Genomic DNA, 17,718 nt, shown 5'->3' with positions numbered 1-17,718 from the left:
TAATCGAAATATAGAAAGAAAGGGGTTGATATAATGTTAGATAAAAGCGAAAATGCTTCAATTTTTTGGTTTGAAAATTCTGCTTCAAATGTCATATTTTTGGAATATAATGACACACTTATATGCTTTGATTCATCTCTATACCCAAGTAAGTTTGAAGAGATGAAAGATTTAATGGAATCGAAAACAGGTAAAAAGCTTGGAAAAATTTTTTTAACTCACTGGCATCCTGATCATTCTTTTGGAGCAATTTTTTCAGATAGCAATATTGAAATAGTCATGAATTATTCAACATATGATATCTTAAGTAATTTAGACAAAAAATATTTAAAGAATATATCTAAACAAGCTGATTTTAATTTTTCTTTTTTAAACAACCATTTGAATGATAAAAAGTTGGATCTCTTTGAAAAAACAAATCATTTTGTTTTTGATAACCAGATCGTATCTGCTAACAAAATAGGAATACATACTACTGATAGCACTATTTATTTTATAAAACCAATTAATTTATTAATTAGTGGTGATCTGATATTCAGTAAATCTCACCCAGAAAAAATGATTAGTGAAGATAATATATGGAAAAATTTCTTGGATGAGCTTGCAATTAATTTTGACATAAAAAAAATAACTCCAGGTCATGGAAAACCAGGAGATATAAGTTTGTTAAAAGAACAAATTGAGTACTTAAGCTTTTCCAAAGAAGAGAGAAAGACTAAATTCAAAGATTATCAATTAACAGACTTAGTTATTTAAAAAACTTTTTATAATTTCATAACTTTCTTCCTCATCAATAAATCTAATATTATTTATTTTCATAACAATTTTTTTTGTTTCATTTGAATTTAATATTTCAAATTTTGAAAAAGTGCTTATGCCTTTTACAGGTTTTGAAAAATAGACTCTAAATTTTATAAAATCAACACCTAATAGTCTCAACATATTCATTGATTTTGGCATATAGGTTTCTATTAAAAAACTATCATTTTCTTCTACTAATTTATTGAGCTTATTTGGTTGAAAAGAAATAAATAAAGTATTGAAAATAGAAGGTATACTGGCAGTAATAACACTAACTTCACTATAAACATCAAGTTCATTATTTTGTTTTGTATAAAAAATCCCTTTATAAATATCATAGGTATAATTAATTCCTATAAATATTTCTGGTTTTAATATTTCTATTATAAAATATCGATTGTTTATAAATTTTACATTGGCTTCAAAATTCATAGGTTCGTCTATTTCAAAATTCAATGAAGCACTTATTCCAAGATTGCCTTTCCCAGAATAAGTGCTTAAATATTCTTCTAAATAATTTTGAGAAAATAAAGTTATTGTCATAAGAAAAGCAAATATTATTAAAAGATACTTTCTAATCATTTTAGTGATCTGAGCCTTTCTTTAAGAGACACTATCTCTGTTATTCTTACACCAAAGCTTTCTTCAATTACCACAACTTCTCCTCTTGCAACAAGTTTTCCATTTGCATAAATATCTAATGGCTCGCCTGCTAATTTATCTAATTGTAGCATAGATCCGTTATGTAAATCTAATACTTCTTTTAACGACATTTGAACTCTTCCAAGTTCAACTTTTATCTCTAAAGGCACGTCTAAAAGAAGTTGTAATTTATTCATATCTATATTTTGTGTATTTTGCTGAGGCTGACTACTATCTGAAATTTCTCCAAAATTAACGGGATTCACGTTTACCTCACTTCCTTGATTAATGATATTTGAGTTTTGTGAATAATCGTCGGCAATTTGTTGTGGTTGTTGTTGAGTCTGCCTTTGCTGAGATTGTTGTGGTTGAGGTGATTGATTTTGAACTTGTTGTTGATTTTTATTAGTTCTATTATCGCCTTCTGACATCGCTTTTTTCATTAATTCTTCTACCGTTTTTGCAAAAGATAAAGGAATAAATTGCCAGAAAATTGTTTTTGCTAAACCGTTAATTTCCATATTAAATTTGATGGAAATAATATCCTCATCTTCAGAAGTTTCCATTGGAGGAAATGAGGTAGACTCATCTGAAAAATCCAAAACATGTATATTTGGTGGCGATATATCAACTGATGTTCTCAAAAAATCTGACATTGCTGTTGAAGCTGATCCCATCATTTGATTCATTGCTTCCCCAACAGCACTTTTAGAAATCTCATCTAATTCAGAATTTTCTTCTACTTTGCCTTCTCCACCCATCATTAGGTTAGATATTATATTTGCCATATTTCCCGGTAAAACAAATGAATTTATACCTTTTAGACCTTTTTTATAGTCTATTGTTATTACCAATTGTTGTCCTTCAAAATTAGTTCGGATATCTTTAAACTTTACTATACTTGCCTGAGGTGACTCTATTTTAACTTTTTTTCTCAATAGAGTAGATAGTGTAGTTGCACCTGACCCCATTGCAATGTTACCAACCTCTGACATCATATCTATAATTTTTTCTAAATCAAGGTTATCTTTATTTTCTGATTCTTCATTTAAACCATTTAATAAAGAATCTAATTCTTCTTGACTTAGAAAATCATCACTCAACATCTTTTTCACCCCCATCTTTCTTTTCAACTTCGTCTTCATTATTTCCAGCCTTGTCTTTGTTGATATTTTGAAGGCTTTGCTCCAAAAGTATCTTTTCAAGTAATTCTTTGTTTTCTTCCTCTATTTTTACTGCGTAATATCCCTTATGCTTACCTATTTTTGATTTATAAACAGGTATTCCCTGTATTTCTAAATCAATCGAGTCTTCGTAGAAAGAATTAAGTCTTAATACATCACCTATTTGTATTTTCATTAAATCATTTAAAGATAATGTTGTTTTTCCTAAAACTGCAGATAAAGACATCTCTGATAACATTATCAATTTTTTTAAATTCTCTCGGGATTTTTCCGAATATTTATATGATTGTGTCCACATCCTTGTATTTAATTTATCACTAACTGGTTCCAATGTCGACGAAGGGAAACAAATATTTATGAAGCCTTGAACATCTCTAACTGTAATTGACATTGTTATCAGAACAGTCATTTCATTTGGAGGAGCAATCTGAACAAATTGAGGATTTGTTTCTACACTATCCAATTGTATATCAAATTCACTGATATTTGACCATGCTTTTGATAATGATCTTAACATCACTGAAGATTCTTTTCTCAAAATAGACATTTCTATATCCGTGGGTGATCTCATATCTTCTATGGATATTCCAGGCCCTCCCAACAATTTATCAATAATTACATATCCTATATCCAACCCCATTTGTAAAATTGCACTTCCAGAAAGCAAATCAGTTGAAAATATAGACATATAAGTAGGGGTTGTTAACGATTGTTGAAATTCAGAAAAAGTTATTTGGTCTATACTAGCATACTTTACTTCAACAAATGTTCTTGTTCTTCCAGATAGGTATGTAGAAATTTCCCTTGCAAAATTTTCATGTATAAGCTGCAAGGTCCTTTGTTGTTCTCTTGAAAATTTAACAGGTCTTCTAAAATTATATTCTCTTATATTTTTTTCATCACTTTTTGGAGTTTCTATCTTCTCTGGACCTTCTCCATCTTCGGATTCTCCACCAAAAGAATTTAATAAATTATCTATTTCTTCTTGGGATAAAGTTTCATTTGAAGCCATAATCTCACCTCATTCTGTAGAGCTAATAGTTAATATCACAATATTAACTTTTAAAACACCTTGGTTTTCTCTTTCCCCAGTAAACCCTAATATTTCATTTATCGAATCTCTTATCTGTTTTTTTAAAAGTTCTATTCCCTGTAATGTTGAAACTTCAGCTCTTGTCTTATTTAAAAAAATCATTCTTATTGCTTCTAATACCTCTATTCTATTGCTTCCTATTGCATTTCTTGCTTCATCACTTCCTGCTTTTAAAGTTAAAGCATCAATTACAGCTATGTCGTTCCCACCCTTTAACATTATAGGGTATCTTGCACCTTCTCTTACTATTTCAACAGTTGCTATAATAGGAGAATTTAGTGATTGACCAGGATTTTCTGTCGAGCCTGTAGAACCTGTATTAGATCCCAAAAAATTAATAATTAAAAAAGAGGTCCCAGCTGCAACTATTAAAGTCACAACGATAGTTATTATCAATATCATAAGTAAACTTGGGCCTTTTTTCTCCTCTTCATCTGGTAAATTTACATTTTCATCAGCCATGTTAATTCCCCCTGTCTATCTAATTCTTTGTCTAAGAATTAATAAGTCAATTTTTCTGTAAGATTCTCTTATATTTTGTAATTCTCTTTCATAATAATTATTTATTTCTTCTTTTGACTGTGCGAACTCTTCGGCAGTTATTTCTCCCTGTTGAAATTCTTGAGATTTAATAGCTCTTCTTGAATCGACTTCATTTTGTAAAATCTCAATTTCATTTAGAATTTCTCTTTCTCCCAAAGAAATAGGATAAAATCTATCTTCATCGTAAAAATAATTTATATCAAAAGTCCCATTACGAACTTCGCCAATTCTTTCTAATGTCCTTCTTTCTTTAAGCTCTTGTGTGAAAAAATTAGCTACACTTGCAGCTCTTGCTGCCCCCAAATGCCAATTAGATGGATATATATTGTTTTCTGTCATTTGAAGATCATCAGTATAACCATAAATTTCAATTGGGTTTGTAGTATGTTCCACAATAATTATTCCAATTTGATAGAGTAATTCTTTTGCTTCCCTTGTTAATTCAGCACTGCCTACCCTAAAAAATGCCATGTCACTTAATGAAACTATAGTTCCTCTATCAGTTTCTTCAATTGTAATTTTACCTTTGAAATTTTTGTCTTCGACTATCTTTAATAAGTCTCTTTTAATCCCAGGGTTAGATGTAATCAATGGCTCTTCTGACATAGATTTACCACCAACCAGAACGCCTGGTGGAGCACCGTTAAAGGCATTATTAAAGCTCATTGCTGCTTGTTGAAATTTTCCTGGAGAAATTGTAGCCATGGAAAAAAGTGCAACAAAAAAAGTCATCAATAATGAGTTCAGGTCAGAAAAAGTGGTCATCCAATCCCCAGATTTATCTTTTTCAGGTTTTTTCTTTTTAGCCATAAAAGGCACCTCTCTTTAGGCTTGACCTTTTTCTTTTTCGTACTGTTCTCTTTCTGAATCTGTCAAAAACGCTTTTAGTTTTTCTTCCATTAATCTTGGATTTTCACCTTGAACAATAGATAATATTCCTTCTAAAGTCATCCTTTTTTGATTCAAATCATTTGCTATTCTTCGCTTTAGTTTTTCTGCTGGAGGAATAGCTAAAATATTAGCTATTAAAGCACCGTATAATGTTGTAATAAGTGCTATTGACATTTTAGGCCCTATGGTAGTTGGATCGTTTAAAGTTTTTAAAAGTAAAACTAACCCTATCAATGTTCCGATCATACCAAAAGCTGGTGCTATTGCTCCCCATGTGTCGAGAACTGCTACATTTCTTTCTTGATCTTCTTCAGACATCTCCATTTTTATTTCCAGTATTTTTCTGATTTCTTCTGGATCTGTCCCATCAACTGCGGCTCTCAAACCATCTTGCATATATTCATCTTCTACTGTTTGAATATCCTCTTCAAGAGCTATCATGCCATCTCTTCTTGCTTTTTCAGCAAATGAATACAAGGTTCTCAGTGTGCCAATATTATCAACTTTAGGCAATCTTATGGCACTTATAATAGTGTTGAACATTTTAAAAGATCTACTACTATCATGGGCTATAAATGTTGCTCCTATAGAACCCACTACAGTTATAAATATAGAAGTAACATCAATTATGTCTCCCAAATTAGAACCTACTCCAAGCGCAATAGCAGCTATTGCTAAAACTAATCCGATTATACTTGAAATATCCACTTATTACTCACCTCTTTTAGCTGGTACATTAAAAAAGCTTCTTTTATATTCTATCACTAATCTTTGTATATCTTCAATAGATTGTTTAACAATATACACATGGCCATTCATCATAGTTATTGTAGTATCTGGGTGATTTTCAATTTTTTCTATCTGCTCACAGTTTATAACAAATTCATTTCCATTTAGTTTGTTTACGGTTATCATTTTATCGCCTCAAATCATTATCTTTTTATATTTACAAGTTCTTGAAGAATTTGATCAGACGTTGTTATAATTCTTGAAGTAGCTTGGAAACTTCTTTGTGCTATTATCATATTAGTAAATTCTTCTGCAAGGTCCACATTAGACATTTCAAGCGCTCCTGGAATAAGCGTTCCTCTTCCTCCTACACCTGCAACTCCAATCTGAGCGAGTCCACTGTTTGAGCTTTGAACATACATAGAATTTCCTGTTTCCATAAGTCCTTGTGGGTTGTTAAAAGTTGCCATTCCAACTTTACCCAGAGTATCTGAAGTACCATTTGTAAAAGTTCCTACAATTTCTCCAACTTCGTTTATTGCAAAAGATTCAAGAGTTCCTTCTGCATTTCCATCTTGTTCTGTTACAGTAATAGAGTGGTTAGATGAGAATTGTGTTATATCGTTGAAATCTATTTCTATCTGTACAGGACCCGCCCCAGCTACTGAAGCTGGATCAGAACTTGGGTTTAAAGCAGCTCCTGTCTCTGCAGGATCAAACCAAAAACCAGCTGCACCATTATCATTGTCTGTTGAACTTGTATCTATTGTTCCGTCACTTCTTAGTCTCCAATCAGTTGCAGCAATTCCACCGTTTCCGTCAAATGCTATTACTCCTTCTGCTTGTCTTGTGTCGTCTCTTGTTCCATCTTGTGCTAAAAATTTTAATGGTGTCCCATCATCTAATTCAGCTTTCCAATGCCAAGTATTGTTGTCTAATTTGGTGAACTTTGTATATACATTGTAAGCTTTACCCAACGAATCGTAAACTAATGACGATGTTGAAACAGTTGGGCTTTCGTATTCTGCTATAGCAAAATTAGAAGGATTTTGTAAATCTGTAAATCTTATTGATCCACCACTTGGTGGTTGTATTATTTCTTTAGTTGAAACTAAAGGTGTTGTTGCATCATAAGTAAAGTTATCTAGAGTGTCTGCACCACTAGATCCAGCTATACTTAACCCAGAGAGTGAATAGTCACCTGAAACAGAAGATATCCCAGCAGACAAAGCACTGTTGATATCCGCAATACTACCCGAAGCTGGTGTTATAGTGAAGGTTTCATCATTACCAACATCTGTAGTACCATCAATATCTAATATTAGCTCCATTGTTGTTCCATTCCAATCAATTTGTATATCATCGGGTTGATAAAAAGCCTCAGTTCCATCTGCCTTGGTGATTTTTAGACTTCCTGAAAAAGAAGCTGGAGTTCCTGCTCCTGTGTTTGTACTTAAGGATGGTTCAGAACCAGTTGTTGGATCTGTTAAATTACCTTTTATATCATAAATAGATAGTTTGTCATTTGTGGCTGCTGCTCCAGAATCATCATAAGTTATCCAATTTAGTACATTTCCAGATTCGTCTAATTCAACCATTCCATTTAAAGAATTTGATTGTGATATTCCACCTGTATTTTGTTCTTGCATAAAAGAATATCTACCTGATAAATCTTCTAAATTTGCTGTAAAATTATAAACTATTTTATCTCTATAATCACCATTCATGTTTCTGCTAAAAGAAAAATTCACAGGAAGATTTGTTCCTATTCCTGTTTTTGTTACCAAAGTAGTTTCTTGAATGCCTACATCGGCATTTATGTTATGGGCCATTTTTATAAAAGAAGTTTGTTTTGCAGGCATAACTTGTCCTGTTGAAACTTGAATGTCTCCTATAGGATCGTTAGTATTAACATATCTTTGACCATCAGAAGTTAATTTTGAACTCCATCCTTGGAGTTTCATACCAGAGCTTGGATCCACTAAATTACCAGATGTATCAAGTGTAAAGTTCCCTGCTCTTGTGTAAAACTGCCCTTCCCCATCTGATAACACAAAAAATCCATCACCTTGTATTGCAAGGTCAGTTTTTTTCCCAGTGTTCTGAAAAGAACCCTGCCCCATTATTTTATCAATCGAAGCAACTTGTGATCCTAAACCTATTGCCATAGGGTTTGTTCCACCTAATTGGCCATCTGGTCTTTTACCTGACTTTATAGTTTGTAAAAGAGTTGTTTGAAAAGTGACTCTTGATGATTTGAAGCCTACAGTATTAACATTTGCTATATTATTTCCTACTATATCCATTTGAGTTTGAAAGTTTCTTAATCCAGTAATACCGGAGTACATTGCTCTTAACATTTAAAATACCCCCTAAATATTTTCATTATTATTATTTTGATTACCTGTATCAATTGCTTCTGATATTTCTTGTACAGCTGAAATAGGATATCTTTCGCCGTTCACAAGGACAAAGAATTCGTTATTCAAAAATTGAACTGAATCAACCGTTCCTCCATCCAAACCACCTATTTCTACTCTCTCGCCATCAACATTTTTATAAAGTTTATAAATGTATTCTCCATCCTGTTGGGCAACACCATTATTGTTTCTTCCATTCCAAGCAAAAGAATGGACTCCAGCTTCTTTGCCTCCTAATTGTTCTGAATAAACTATTTTATCGTTCGCGTCGTAAATTTCTAAGCTTATTGAAGCTTGTTCTTCTAAACTATAAATAATTCCTTCGGATACTCCATTTTGTAAATTAATTGAATTATTTTTAACCACTACATTTTTACCAACAAGTCCTGCAGCATTTAATTTTTGTAAAGACATTTGAGAATCTATCATATTCTGAAAAGATTTACTCATATTCATTATTTGTTCTGTTGAGGATAACTGAGACATCTGAGAAATAAACTCCTTGTTATCCATTGGAGAAGTTGGATCTTGATATTTTAGTTCTGTAACTAACAACTGTAGAAAAGCATCTTTATCTAATTCTTTTTTAATCTCTCTATCATTTTGAGCATTGAATGTAGATTCATAAATGTGAGAAGGTGTTATTCCATTAAACATTTTCTTCACCTCTTAAAATATTTTCGAATTCTTTATCTTCATCTTTCTCTTCTTTTTGTTGTTCTTGTTTGTTTTTTTGATCATCTTGTTTTTCTGTATCCATTAAATCTGGTTCTGGAGGCGTTTCAACTTTTACATTTACTGGGTTGAAACCTTGATCTCTCAATGAGCCTATTAATGACTGTATTGTTCTACTAATAAAGTTTTTAGCACTTTCATTTTCAGTTATTACACTTATACTGATAGCTTTACCATTTTTCATTATTTCTACATCTACATTTCCTAAATTTGGTGGATTGATTTTTATAGTTACAATTTCTCTAAAAGTATTTTCAGTAGATTTTTGATTTATTATGTCTGTGATTTGAGCGTTGAATTCTCTTAAATTAATGGGCTGATTAAATGTAGTTTTGTTTATTGTTAAGCTACTGTTCGGGTTATTTGTTTTATTATTAGAAACCGTGCTAATTTCAATATTTTGTTTTTTAGAAGTTCTGTTTTCTTGAGTTGTATTATTTTTAACGTTTTTATTTGGATTTTCTATGGAATTTGTTTTTTCAATCTTTTCATTACCTTTTTTTTTGGCATAATCTTTTCTTGCTTCTTTATTTTCAACTTTTTCTATTGGATTGTAATTTAAATCATTTGATAATATTGTGTTTTTATTCGTGGCCTTTTCCATTCCATCTTTTGTAACATTTTTATCGATTTTATTTTTCGTGTTTGTTTTTAATCTACTGGTTAAATCAAAGTAAGATATGTTTTTAGATATTTTCAAAAAGTTGTTTTTATTAATCAGCATTTGAGATAATTTTATTTTTGAATCGTTGTTTTTTTTATTTGTTTTGGCTGTATGCTGCTGCTTTAAAAATCTATCAATAAGGTCTTTTATACTTAATAAGGTTTTATTGTTTATAGTTTCTTTGGATACTTTAGTTTCATCGTTAGTTGTTAATGTTTTATCTGATGAATTATTTGATTTTATTTTTTCTTCATGGATTAAGGATAGTAATATTTGCTTTTCTTTAGAGTTGTTGCCAGTTTCAATAATATTTTCTTTTGAATCTTTAGTTTTTTCTTCATTAATATTCAATATTTCTGGAATTTTATCTTTGTATAATTGATTTTTATTTTCAGGTTTTTCAATATTTTTGTATTTAAAAACTTTTAATTTTTCATCATCTACCTGTATTAAAATACTTTTGTCTTTTGAATCTATATCAATTACAAAATTATCTTTGAAATTTACAAGGTTTATCTTTATATCTTTCTCAGGAAACAATTCTCTTAGTTTTGAATTTATTTCTTTTAAAATATTTATTACCTCTTCTTTTGTATCAGTTTTGTTTTCTGATTTTAATTCTTTTATTTTTGATAACAAACTTTGTAAAAGTTCTTTTAGTTCAACTACTTTTTCTGGAGATACATCCTTAACTTTATGTGAACCAATAAAGTTTATTATCTGTTCAATCTTTTTTGGTAGTTTTTCTGATAAAATCTCTTCACCCTTCTTTTCTTCTGCTTTGTTTGGTTTAATATTCTCAATCTTTTTGAAAAGAGTTTTATTTTCAGAAAGATTTTCTGTTTTTACCTCTGAATCTACTTTATCATTGACTCTATTTTGATTATTTGGTCCAGAGTTTATATAACTTTCAAAATTATTATCAGAATTTTTGTTAACTTTTGATATATTACTTTTTATGTTAATAACGTTCTCAATAATTGAACTTGCCTTCATCTTATCCTCCCCTATTGCCAAGAGTAGCAATAATTTTTGCTGCCTTTTCAGGATTTAAATTAGCCAAAGCTTGTAATATTTGTGCAACAGTCTTTGACTCCATTACATAAAAAGAATCAACAATGAGTTCGACACTAACTTCGTCTCTTATTAAAGCATTTGCTATTTGTTGTGGAGTTGAAGAATTGAGCCAAGAAGCTAATTTTTCTATCCTATTTTGATAATCATTATACTCTGTTATTTTTTCTTGGTATTCTTTTTCCAGTTGTTCTAACTCTTGTTGTTTAGCTATTAGTTTTTCTGAACTTTGAACAATTTGAGATTGAATATCATCTAATTCAGCTTTGTTCTTTTCTATTTGATCTTTCATGTTGTCCAATGACTCCAACCTTGCTTCTAACAAAGATTTTTGATTTTCAAGAGGATTCCCTATTTCTAAATATTCGTAATCAATAAAATCATTTAGATAAGGTATATCTTTTGTCAAATACGCTAAATAACTTCTCCAATCATTTCTTAAATCTAAGTTATAATAGGAAATTCTGTTAAATTCAAAAACAATATACCCCACACTTAATAGTACAACACCTATAACCAATCCCACTATAAAAAAAGTGAATATTGTTTTTAGAGAAGATTTCTTCTTTTTTTCTTTTTTTTCAGCCATATTCTTCCTCCTCATGATTAATAATTCTATAAAAATTTTGTTTTATCCTAATTCTAAAAAGATCTACCAACTATTAATATTATAACTTATTTAGAAAATTATATTAAAGTTTAAAAAAAATTCGGAGCTTAACTGCTCCGATTAGTTATAACCTATTTTTTATAAAGTTTATTGTGCTTAATGTATATATTGCCGCCGTTTCAAATCTCATAATGGTATCACCAGGAGATACTATATCAAATTTGTTCTCTTTAAAAAATTCTTTTTCGTTTTTAGAAAATCCTAAATCTGGTCCTATTAGTATATTAACTTGATCTTTTATAGATTCAATAGCAGTTTTAAAGTCGATATTTTGTTCAAAATCTAAAACTAAAGTGTTCTTTTTTTTTGTATCATATAGGTCTACAAAATTAAAATTAGGAATTTTAGGAAATCCAGTTTGTTTCAAAGTCTCAATTATAATTTTCTCAAATTTTTCAACACTTTTATAGTTTTGATTAGATTTTTGACCTTTAAAAACTGAGACACTTTGTACTCTTAGTTCAACTGCTTTTTCTATTATTAATCTCATTCTGTCCCATTTACTCATACCTAAGATCAAATGTATTTTTGGAAAATACTCTTTTTTGCTTTTGTTTTTTTCAACTATTGATAGAATTGAATTTTTTTTATTTATTTCTATAACTTTTGTTCTATAAAAGTATCCATCCCCAGTAATTGCTTCAACATAATCACCAATGTTTTTTTTGATCACTTTTAAATGTGTTGTCTCTTCTTTTTCTAATATGATCTTATCATCTTTCTTATCTCCAAAGAAGAAATTTGGCATTAACCTATTATCTCCTTACCCATATATGGAATTAACTTTTCTGGAACCCTTATTCTTCCATCTTCCATTTGGTAATTTTCCATAATGGCAACAAGTGTCCTACCAACGGCTAAGCCTGATCCATTAAGGGTGTGAACAAATTGCATTTTGTTTTTTTCGTCTCTAAATCTTATATTTGCTCTTCTTGCTTGAAAATCGCCTGTATTTGAGCAAGAGGATATTTCTTTATAATCATTATAAGAAGGTAACCATACTTCTAAATCATAAGTTTTCTTTGCAGCAAAGCCAAGATCCCCTGTGCATAAACTAACAATTCTATAGGGTAACCCCAATAATTGTAAGACTTTTTCTGCATCCTTAGTCAGATCTTCTAAAGCTTTTTCAGATTCTTCAGGTCTAACATGCCATACTAATTCGACTTTGTCAAATTGATGCTGTCTTATTATACCTCTTACATCCCTACCGTAACTACCTGCTTCTCTTCTATAACACGGTGTATAAGCAACATATTTTAAAGGTAAGTCATTTCTTTCTAAAACTTCGTCCTTATGCAATCCAACCAGCACTACTTCTGCTGTTGGTATTAAAAACATATCATCTGGTTGGGTATTATAAAGATCTTCTTCAAATTTAGGTAACTGACCCGTAGCAGTTATAGTTTCTCTTGTTACAAGATGGGGTGGATTGATTTCTATATAACCGTTTTCCTCTGTGTGTAAGTCTAACATGAAGTTTTTTATAGATCTTGCTAATTTTGCAAGGTCATTTTTTATGACTGTGAATCTTGATCCAGATAATTTTGCTCCTCTGTCAAAATCAAGCACGTCTAAATCTGTTCCGATATCCCAATGAGGTTTTGGTTTAAAATTAAAGTTTCTTGGTTCTCCCCATTTTTTAATTTCTTGATTTTCTGTTTCGTCTTTTCCAAAAGGAACTTCTTGTGCTGGTATATTTGGTATATATAACAGTTTCATTTCATAGTCAGCTTCTATTTTTTTAAGTTGGTTGTCAAGCTCTTTTATTTCATCAGCTATGACTTTCCCTCTTTTTATAATTTCATCTGCTTCTTCGTGTTTCCCATCAGATTTTAGTTTTGCTATATTTTTTGATATACTGTTTCTTTCCGCTCTTAGTTCTTGCACTTTTTGCATAATATTTCTTTTTTCTTCATCTAATTTTATTAATTCATCTAATATTTTTGTGTCGTTGTTTCTGTTTTCAAGTGCTTTTTTTACTTTTTCTATATTATTTCTAACAAATTTTATATCTAACATTTATTATCCTCCTCATGCTTAATCTTCAATTTCAAGCGTTAGATCAACTTTTTCAGCTTTCATTTCATCGGTTTCAGTATTAAATGTGGCATTGTCAGATATTAATTCTATTTTCTTCTTTTCATTGATAATGGAAACTTCGCCAATTAAATATAAAATATTTTCCGACTCTTTGTATTCAAACTTTTTAGCTTTGATCACATAATCATCTTTAAAAATACGTGTGATATCTTCAGAACTACCTGAATAGTTTTTTTCTTTGTTATCAATATCTAAGGAATCAGCTCTAATTTTTAGTTCTGAATCGTTTAAAAATATGTTAGCTATAACTGAGCCCACTAATGTCCCTTTTTCAGTTTGTAAGTCAAATTCGGTTTTATTTGATGACGCCTCATAAGTATCAGAATATATACTCATCTCTGAACTTACCAATTTTCTCCATTCATCATTTACTAATGTAATCGTAGCCATCTGTGTTTCAATTATTAACTCTCCTTTTTTTATGACTACATTATTTTTGAGAACATTATAGTCATCTCCACCGATAAAATCTCCCGCTTTTACGTTTATTAATTCGCTATATGAAATTAAAGAAAATAGTATCACAATTGTAATAATAAAATATTTATTCATATTTATCCCTCAATATTTTTTCTGAGTCTTTTTGACCTTTGAAGAAACAGTTAATCATAAAAGGGTCATTAGAAATATTATCAGGCAAAAGTACTTTGTTGTCTTTTGTTAATAGTTTAAAGAGTTTTTTGGTTCTATTATAAGAAGCATTTAGCAATATTTCTAATCCATTTTTTGGCCTTGGAAATTCTATTTTATAATCAAAATTTATTACAAAAGAATTTTCCAGTTCATTCCAAGGGATAAAGGATAAGTATGATGTTGGTATGTATTTTTGTTCATTGATTTCATAGTATTTGTAAAACGGTGGATAAGAGAATTGGGCTATTAACATATCAACTATTTTTATGCTTTTGTCAACAAATTCTGTTTTTTCGCTACTTATGTTAAAAAGCTCGAAATGAATATTATCATCAATTTCGCTTATTGTTGACCCGTTAAAATTTTCTTCTAAATAATCTTTTAATTCTTCATGTTTGTATAACGCTTCTCTACTTCTACCAATTCTGAACAAAGTGGTAGCTTGTAAATATCGGCTTTTATACATATCAGGATAATTCATAAGATTTTGAAGAGGATTGTTTTTATCATTTATAAATGCCTTTAGTTTAGCAAAAAAATTCTTTTTATAAATTGAGTAAAAAACTCCTATCAATGATGATGCACCCGTGGTGTATATTTCTAAATCGATATTATTGCTTATTAAATTGTCTAAAACTCCAGAATTCCAATATAAACCTTCTAAAGTTCCTCCCATATGTATTTTCATTTTACAACACTTCCATAATGATCTTTGGCTTTTTCATAAATTTTTTTATATTCATCAAAATTATCCCAACTCACTTTTGTTTCAAATTTATAATTTTCGTTGGCATCTTTTTTTTCTATTTCATTTATTTTATATATTTTGAATAAATCAACATAATTCATGTATTCCATTCCATTTTCAAAATTATCGTCTTTTACAGTAGGAGAAATGTCATTAGTTACAATATAATCTGCCCCCATTTTTTTTGCTAAATTAATCGGAAGAGAAGATAATACTCCTCCGTCAACCAATTGCATACCTCCAAGTCTGACTGGATCAAAAGCTCCAGGCACATTTGCAGAAGCAAGGACGGCATCAGTAAGAAAACCTTCGTTAATTTCTACTGTTTTCGAAGAATCTATATCATAACTAATCACACCAAATGGTATTTCACAATCACTGAACTTCTTACTTCCAAAAAGTTCTTTAGATATTTCATAAATTATTTCATTTGGATTAACTCCAGAATTTGAAAGCAAACCAGCAAAACTTTGAAATCTGTAGTTAACTGACTTTGAGTTCATTGATTTTGTTATTTTTTCTAATTTTTCTAAGTTTTTTTCTATTACTTCTTCAGCTATTTTATATAAATTAGCAGAGGGGTCTAAAGCATAAACCCCCCCTATTAAACTCCCTATTGAGCAACCGGTAATTATATCAAAATTATCTTTTTTCTTTTCTCTGAGCACTTCTATAAATGCAATGTGTGCCATTCCTCTAATTCCACCACTTCCCAAAACTAAAGCTTTTCTCATAAGAAATTCAACTCACTTTTTATATTCCTGAAGATAAAATAAACCATGTTATGAACGCTCCTACTCCGACACCAACTAAACCCGTAGTAATATTAGACCATAAATTAAACTGTTCAGGTTTATTAATGGCTTCGATTTGCTGATTTAATTCCTCTATTTTTTCAGCATTTTTTATTGATAAACTATTATCAGCATAGCTTATGTTTGAATTGTTGCTATTAGTTTCTCCGGTCTGTTTTAATTGATTTAACTGAGTTTCTAAGTTATTAATCCTTCTATCTCTTGCTATTAATTCACTTGAAACTTCAGATCTAATTTCATTCTTGATTTCATTTTTAAATTCTTGGCTGCTAATATTATCTTGAATTTCATTTTTAATTGAGTAGTATTCATCAAACAAACTTTCAATATCTGCCTTTAATTCACTTATTTCTGTTGAATTGATGTTAAAGTTTTCTAAAGAACTATTTATTTCATTAACCTGTGCATTTAAAATTTCCAATTTGTTTTGATTTTGAAAAACTGTATTATTCAAACTATCTATTTTACCCTGATTATCGCTTATTCTAACAGCCATATTTCCAAGATTACCAATTTTCGCAAGCGATTCTTCATCTAAATTTGCTATTGATGAAATTGAATTCATTTGCGCTTTGAATGTTTCGAATGTATTTTCAATATTATCCATTATAGCCTGATTTTTATCAAGAGCATTGTCGATATTATCAATTCTATTATTTATATTTTCAAAGCCTTTTGAATAAACACTTAACTGATTTATTTCATCAGAAAAATTGCTTATAAATCTTTCCAATGAAGAGATCCTCTCGGAAATATTTATTAATTCTTCATCATTCAACTCTGGATTTTTCATATTTGACATTTGATATAAGACGTTATCAACTTTTTTACCAACAAATATGATTTCTGATTCTAAATTATTGTATTTTTCGTTTAAACTCTCCATTTTAGAATTCATGATTTCTTCTCTGTTTGAAAAGGAATCAATATATGATTTATTAAAAGATACTTGATCATCTAACAAATCAAAGGTGTTTTTTAATCTTTCGATTTGATTTTCTAAATAATGATATTTTGCGTTTAATTCTAGTTCCTCTTCATTTTCAGATGGAGAAGATGGAACTGTATATTCTTCCAAATAACTTATCTTATCTTCAATATCACTAATTTGTGACTCTAAAGAATTCATCCTATCGCTATTAAATAGATTTTGATTATTTTCTATATTTGATATTCTCTGGTTAATATTGTTAAATTCATCTTCAATATTTTCTTCTAAATATCCAATCTCTGAATTTGCTATGTTTCTTAAAGACGTTTTTAAGGCATCCATTTCATTGTTGAATTTAGAGTCAACATATTTTCTAAGATCTTCTCTGCTTTCTTCTTCTCTTGAAACAATTATAGTATTTAAGTATTCTATGCTTTTATCATACTTTGAATTGAGGGTGTTGACTTGTTCTTGAAAACTTTGGAGTTTATTTTCAAATTCAATTACCGTAGAAAGAGTTTGTTTTCTTAAATTTTCTAGTTGATCTATGGCAGCCTCTTCTGCCGCTTTTTGTGCATTTTCCACAATATTTTGAAATACTACATTATCTTTATTTAATTCATTCCCAGGGGTTACTAACTTAACTAAATCATTGACTTTTTTATTTAGATCAGTATAATTACTGTTTAATTTACTAACTATTTCATCATAGTTAAAAAAAGTATTTTCTAAATTTTCTACTCTTGAAGTTAGGTTTTGATTTTCAAAAATTGCAAGCCTGTTTTCAAATTCAAAAATTTTCTCACCATACTTATTTTCTAAATGGTCTAAAAATTTTGAACCAAATATAGCTAAATCATATCTTGGAACATTGTTACTACCATTAAACCTATTTTGATTATCCAAATCCATAATATTATTTTCAACCATTCTTATCACATGCGGGTAAGCTGGAGAAGACGGTTTCAAATCTACTATGTTAGTTTCAGCAAATGTTAAAATATTTATTGTGATAATCAAAAGAACTAAAATTTTTTTCATA

At 29.6% G+C, this 17,718-nt stretch carries 18 protein-coding genes; 1 reads left to right on the top strand and 17 read right to left on the bottom strand.

The window, feature by feature from the left end:
* Positions 1-33 precede the first annotated feature (33 nt).
* On the top strand, positions 34-756 hold the full coding sequence (locus BLS00_RS02175; protein ID WP_091402410.1) for an MBL fold metallo-hydrolase: 723 nt from the start codon (positions 34-36) through the stop codon (positions 754-756).
* Here BLS00_RS02175 and BLS00_RS02170 read toward each other — a convergent pair.
* The 17 genes from BLS00_RS02170 to BLS00_RS02090 form a co-directional block, all read right to left on the bottom strand.
* Entirely contained in the window at positions 745-1,383 is a 639-nt protein-coding gene (locus BLS00_RS02170) for a hypothetical protein (RefSeq protein WP_091402408.1), read from the bottom strand. The two genes, BLS00_RS02175 and BLS00_RS02170, sit on opposite strands and share 12 nt — an antisense overlap.
* On the bottom strand, positions 1,380-2,549 hold the full coding sequence (gene fliY / locus BLS00_RS02165; protein ID WP_167848945.1) for a flagellar motor switch phosphatase FliY: 1,170 nt from the start codon (positions 2,547-2,549) through the stop codon (positions 1,380-1,382). Before fliY ends, BLS00_RS02170 begins: the two co-directional genes overlap by 4 nt.
* Complete coding sequence (fliM, locus tag BLS00_RS02160) at positions 2,539-3,639, bottom strand: flagellar motor switch protein FliM (RefSeq protein WP_091402404.1); 1,101 nt, start codon at positions 3,637-3,639, stop codon at positions 2,539-2,541. The genes fliY and fliM overlap by 11 nt, the downstream gene beginning before the upstream one ends.
* 9 nt (positions 3,640-3,648) lie before the next feature.
* Positions 3,649-4,182: a flagellar basal body-associated FliL family protein gene (locus BLS00_RS02155; protein WP_091402402.1), complete on the bottom strand. Its 534-nt coding sequence runs from the start codon at positions 4,180-4,182 to the stop codon at positions 3,649-3,651.
* Between the two features lie 15 nt (positions 4,183-4,197).
* Complete coding sequence (locus tag BLS00_RS02150; RefSeq protein WP_091402400.1) at positions 4,198-5,073, bottom strand: OmpA/MotB family protein; 876 nt, start codon at positions 5,071-5,073, stop codon at positions 4,198-4,200.
* Positions 5,074-5,088: 15 nt separating this feature from the next.
* Positions 5,089-5,862 carry a motility protein A gene (locus BLS00_RS02145; RefSeq protein WP_091402399.1) on the bottom strand — a complete coding sequence of 258 codons (774 nt, stop codon included), beginning with the start codon at positions 5,860-5,862 and terminating at the stop codon, positions 5,089-5,091.
* A 3-nt stretch (positions 5,863-5,865) separates the two neighbouring features.
* On the bottom strand, positions 5,866-6,069 hold the full coding sequence (locus BLS00_RS02140; protein ID WP_091402398.1) for a flagellar FlbD family protein: 204 nt from the start codon (positions 6,067-6,069) through the stop codon (positions 5,866-5,868).
* A 17-nt stretch (positions 6,070-6,086) separates the two neighbouring features.
* Positions 6,087-8,243, bottom strand: coding sequence for a flagellar hook-basal body complex protein (locus tag BLS00_RS02135; RefSeq protein ID WP_091402397.1), 2,157 nt, complete (start codon positions 8,241-8,243; stop codon positions 6,087-6,089).
* 12 nt (positions 8,244-8,255) lie between these two features.
* Positions 8,256-8,960 (bottom strand): flagellar hook assembly protein FlgD, encoded by a 705-nt coding sequence (locus BLS00_RS02130; RefSeq protein ID WP_091402396.1) that lies wholly within the window; start codon positions 8,958-8,960, stop codon positions 8,256-8,258.
* The gene (locus tag BLS00_RS02125) at positions 8,953-10,698 is read right to left on the bottom strand and encodes a flagellar hook-length control protein FliK (protein ID WP_091402395.1); all 1,746 of its coding nucleotides are present in this window, start codon (positions 10,696-10,698) and stop codon (positions 8,953-8,955) included. The genes BLS00_RS02130 and BLS00_RS02125 overlap by 8 nt, the downstream gene beginning before the upstream one ends.
* Position 10,699: 1 nt before the next feature.
* A complete protein-coding gene (locus BLS00_RS02120) occupies positions 10,700-11,365 on the bottom strand; it encodes a MotE family protein (protein ID WP_091402394.1) in 666 nt (221 codons plus the stop codon).
* 145 nt (positions 11,366-11,510) lie between these two features.
* Positions 11,511-12,194 (bottom strand): 16S rRNA (uracil(1498)-N(3))-methyltransferase, encoded by a 684-nt coding sequence (locus tag BLS00_RS02115; protein WP_091402393.1) that lies wholly within the window; start codon positions 12,192-12,194, stop codon positions 11,511-11,513.
* Entirely contained in the window at positions 12,194-13,468 is a 1,275-nt protein-coding gene (gene serS / locus BLS00_RS02110; protein ID WP_091402392.1) for a serine--tRNA ligase, read from the bottom strand. Before serS ends, BLS00_RS02115 begins: the two co-directional genes overlap by 1 nt.
* An 18-nt stretch (positions 13,469-13,486) precedes the next feature.
* Positions 13,487-14,101 (bottom strand): LPS-assembly protein LptD, encoded by a 615-nt coding sequence (locus BLS00_RS02105; protein WP_091402391.1) that lies wholly within the window; start codon positions 14,099-14,101, stop codon positions 13,487-13,489.
* On the bottom strand, positions 14,094-14,870 hold the full coding sequence (locus BLS00_RS02100; protein WP_091402390.1) for a patatin-like phospholipase family protein: 777 nt from the start codon (positions 14,868-14,870) through the stop codon (positions 14,094-14,096). Before BLS00_RS02100 ends, BLS00_RS02105 begins: the two co-directional genes overlap by 8 nt.
* A complete protein-coding gene (locus BLS00_RS02095; RefSeq protein WP_091402389.1) occupies positions 14,867-15,664 on the bottom strand; it encodes a patatin-like phospholipase family protein in 798 nt (265 codons plus the stop codon). The genes BLS00_RS02100 and BLS00_RS02095 overlap by 4 nt, the downstream gene beginning before the upstream one ends.
* Before the next feature lie 19 nt (positions 15,665-15,683).
* Positions 15,684-17,717 carry a coiled-coil domain-containing protein gene (locus tag BLS00_RS02090; RefSeq protein WP_091402388.1) on the bottom strand — a complete coding sequence of 678 codons (2,034 nt, stop codon included), beginning with the start codon at positions 17,715-17,717 and terminating at the stop codon, positions 15,684-15,686.
* Between the last annotated feature and the right edge of the window lies 1 nt (position 17,718).

Source organism: Geotoga petraea (assembly GCF_900102615.1).
Lineage (GTDB): Bacteria > Thermotogota > Thermotogae > Petrotogales > Petrotogaceae > Geotoga > Geotoga petraea.
The sequence above is the reverse complement of the archived record's forward strand: the minus strand, read 5'-3'. Positions and strand labels throughout refer to the sequence as shown.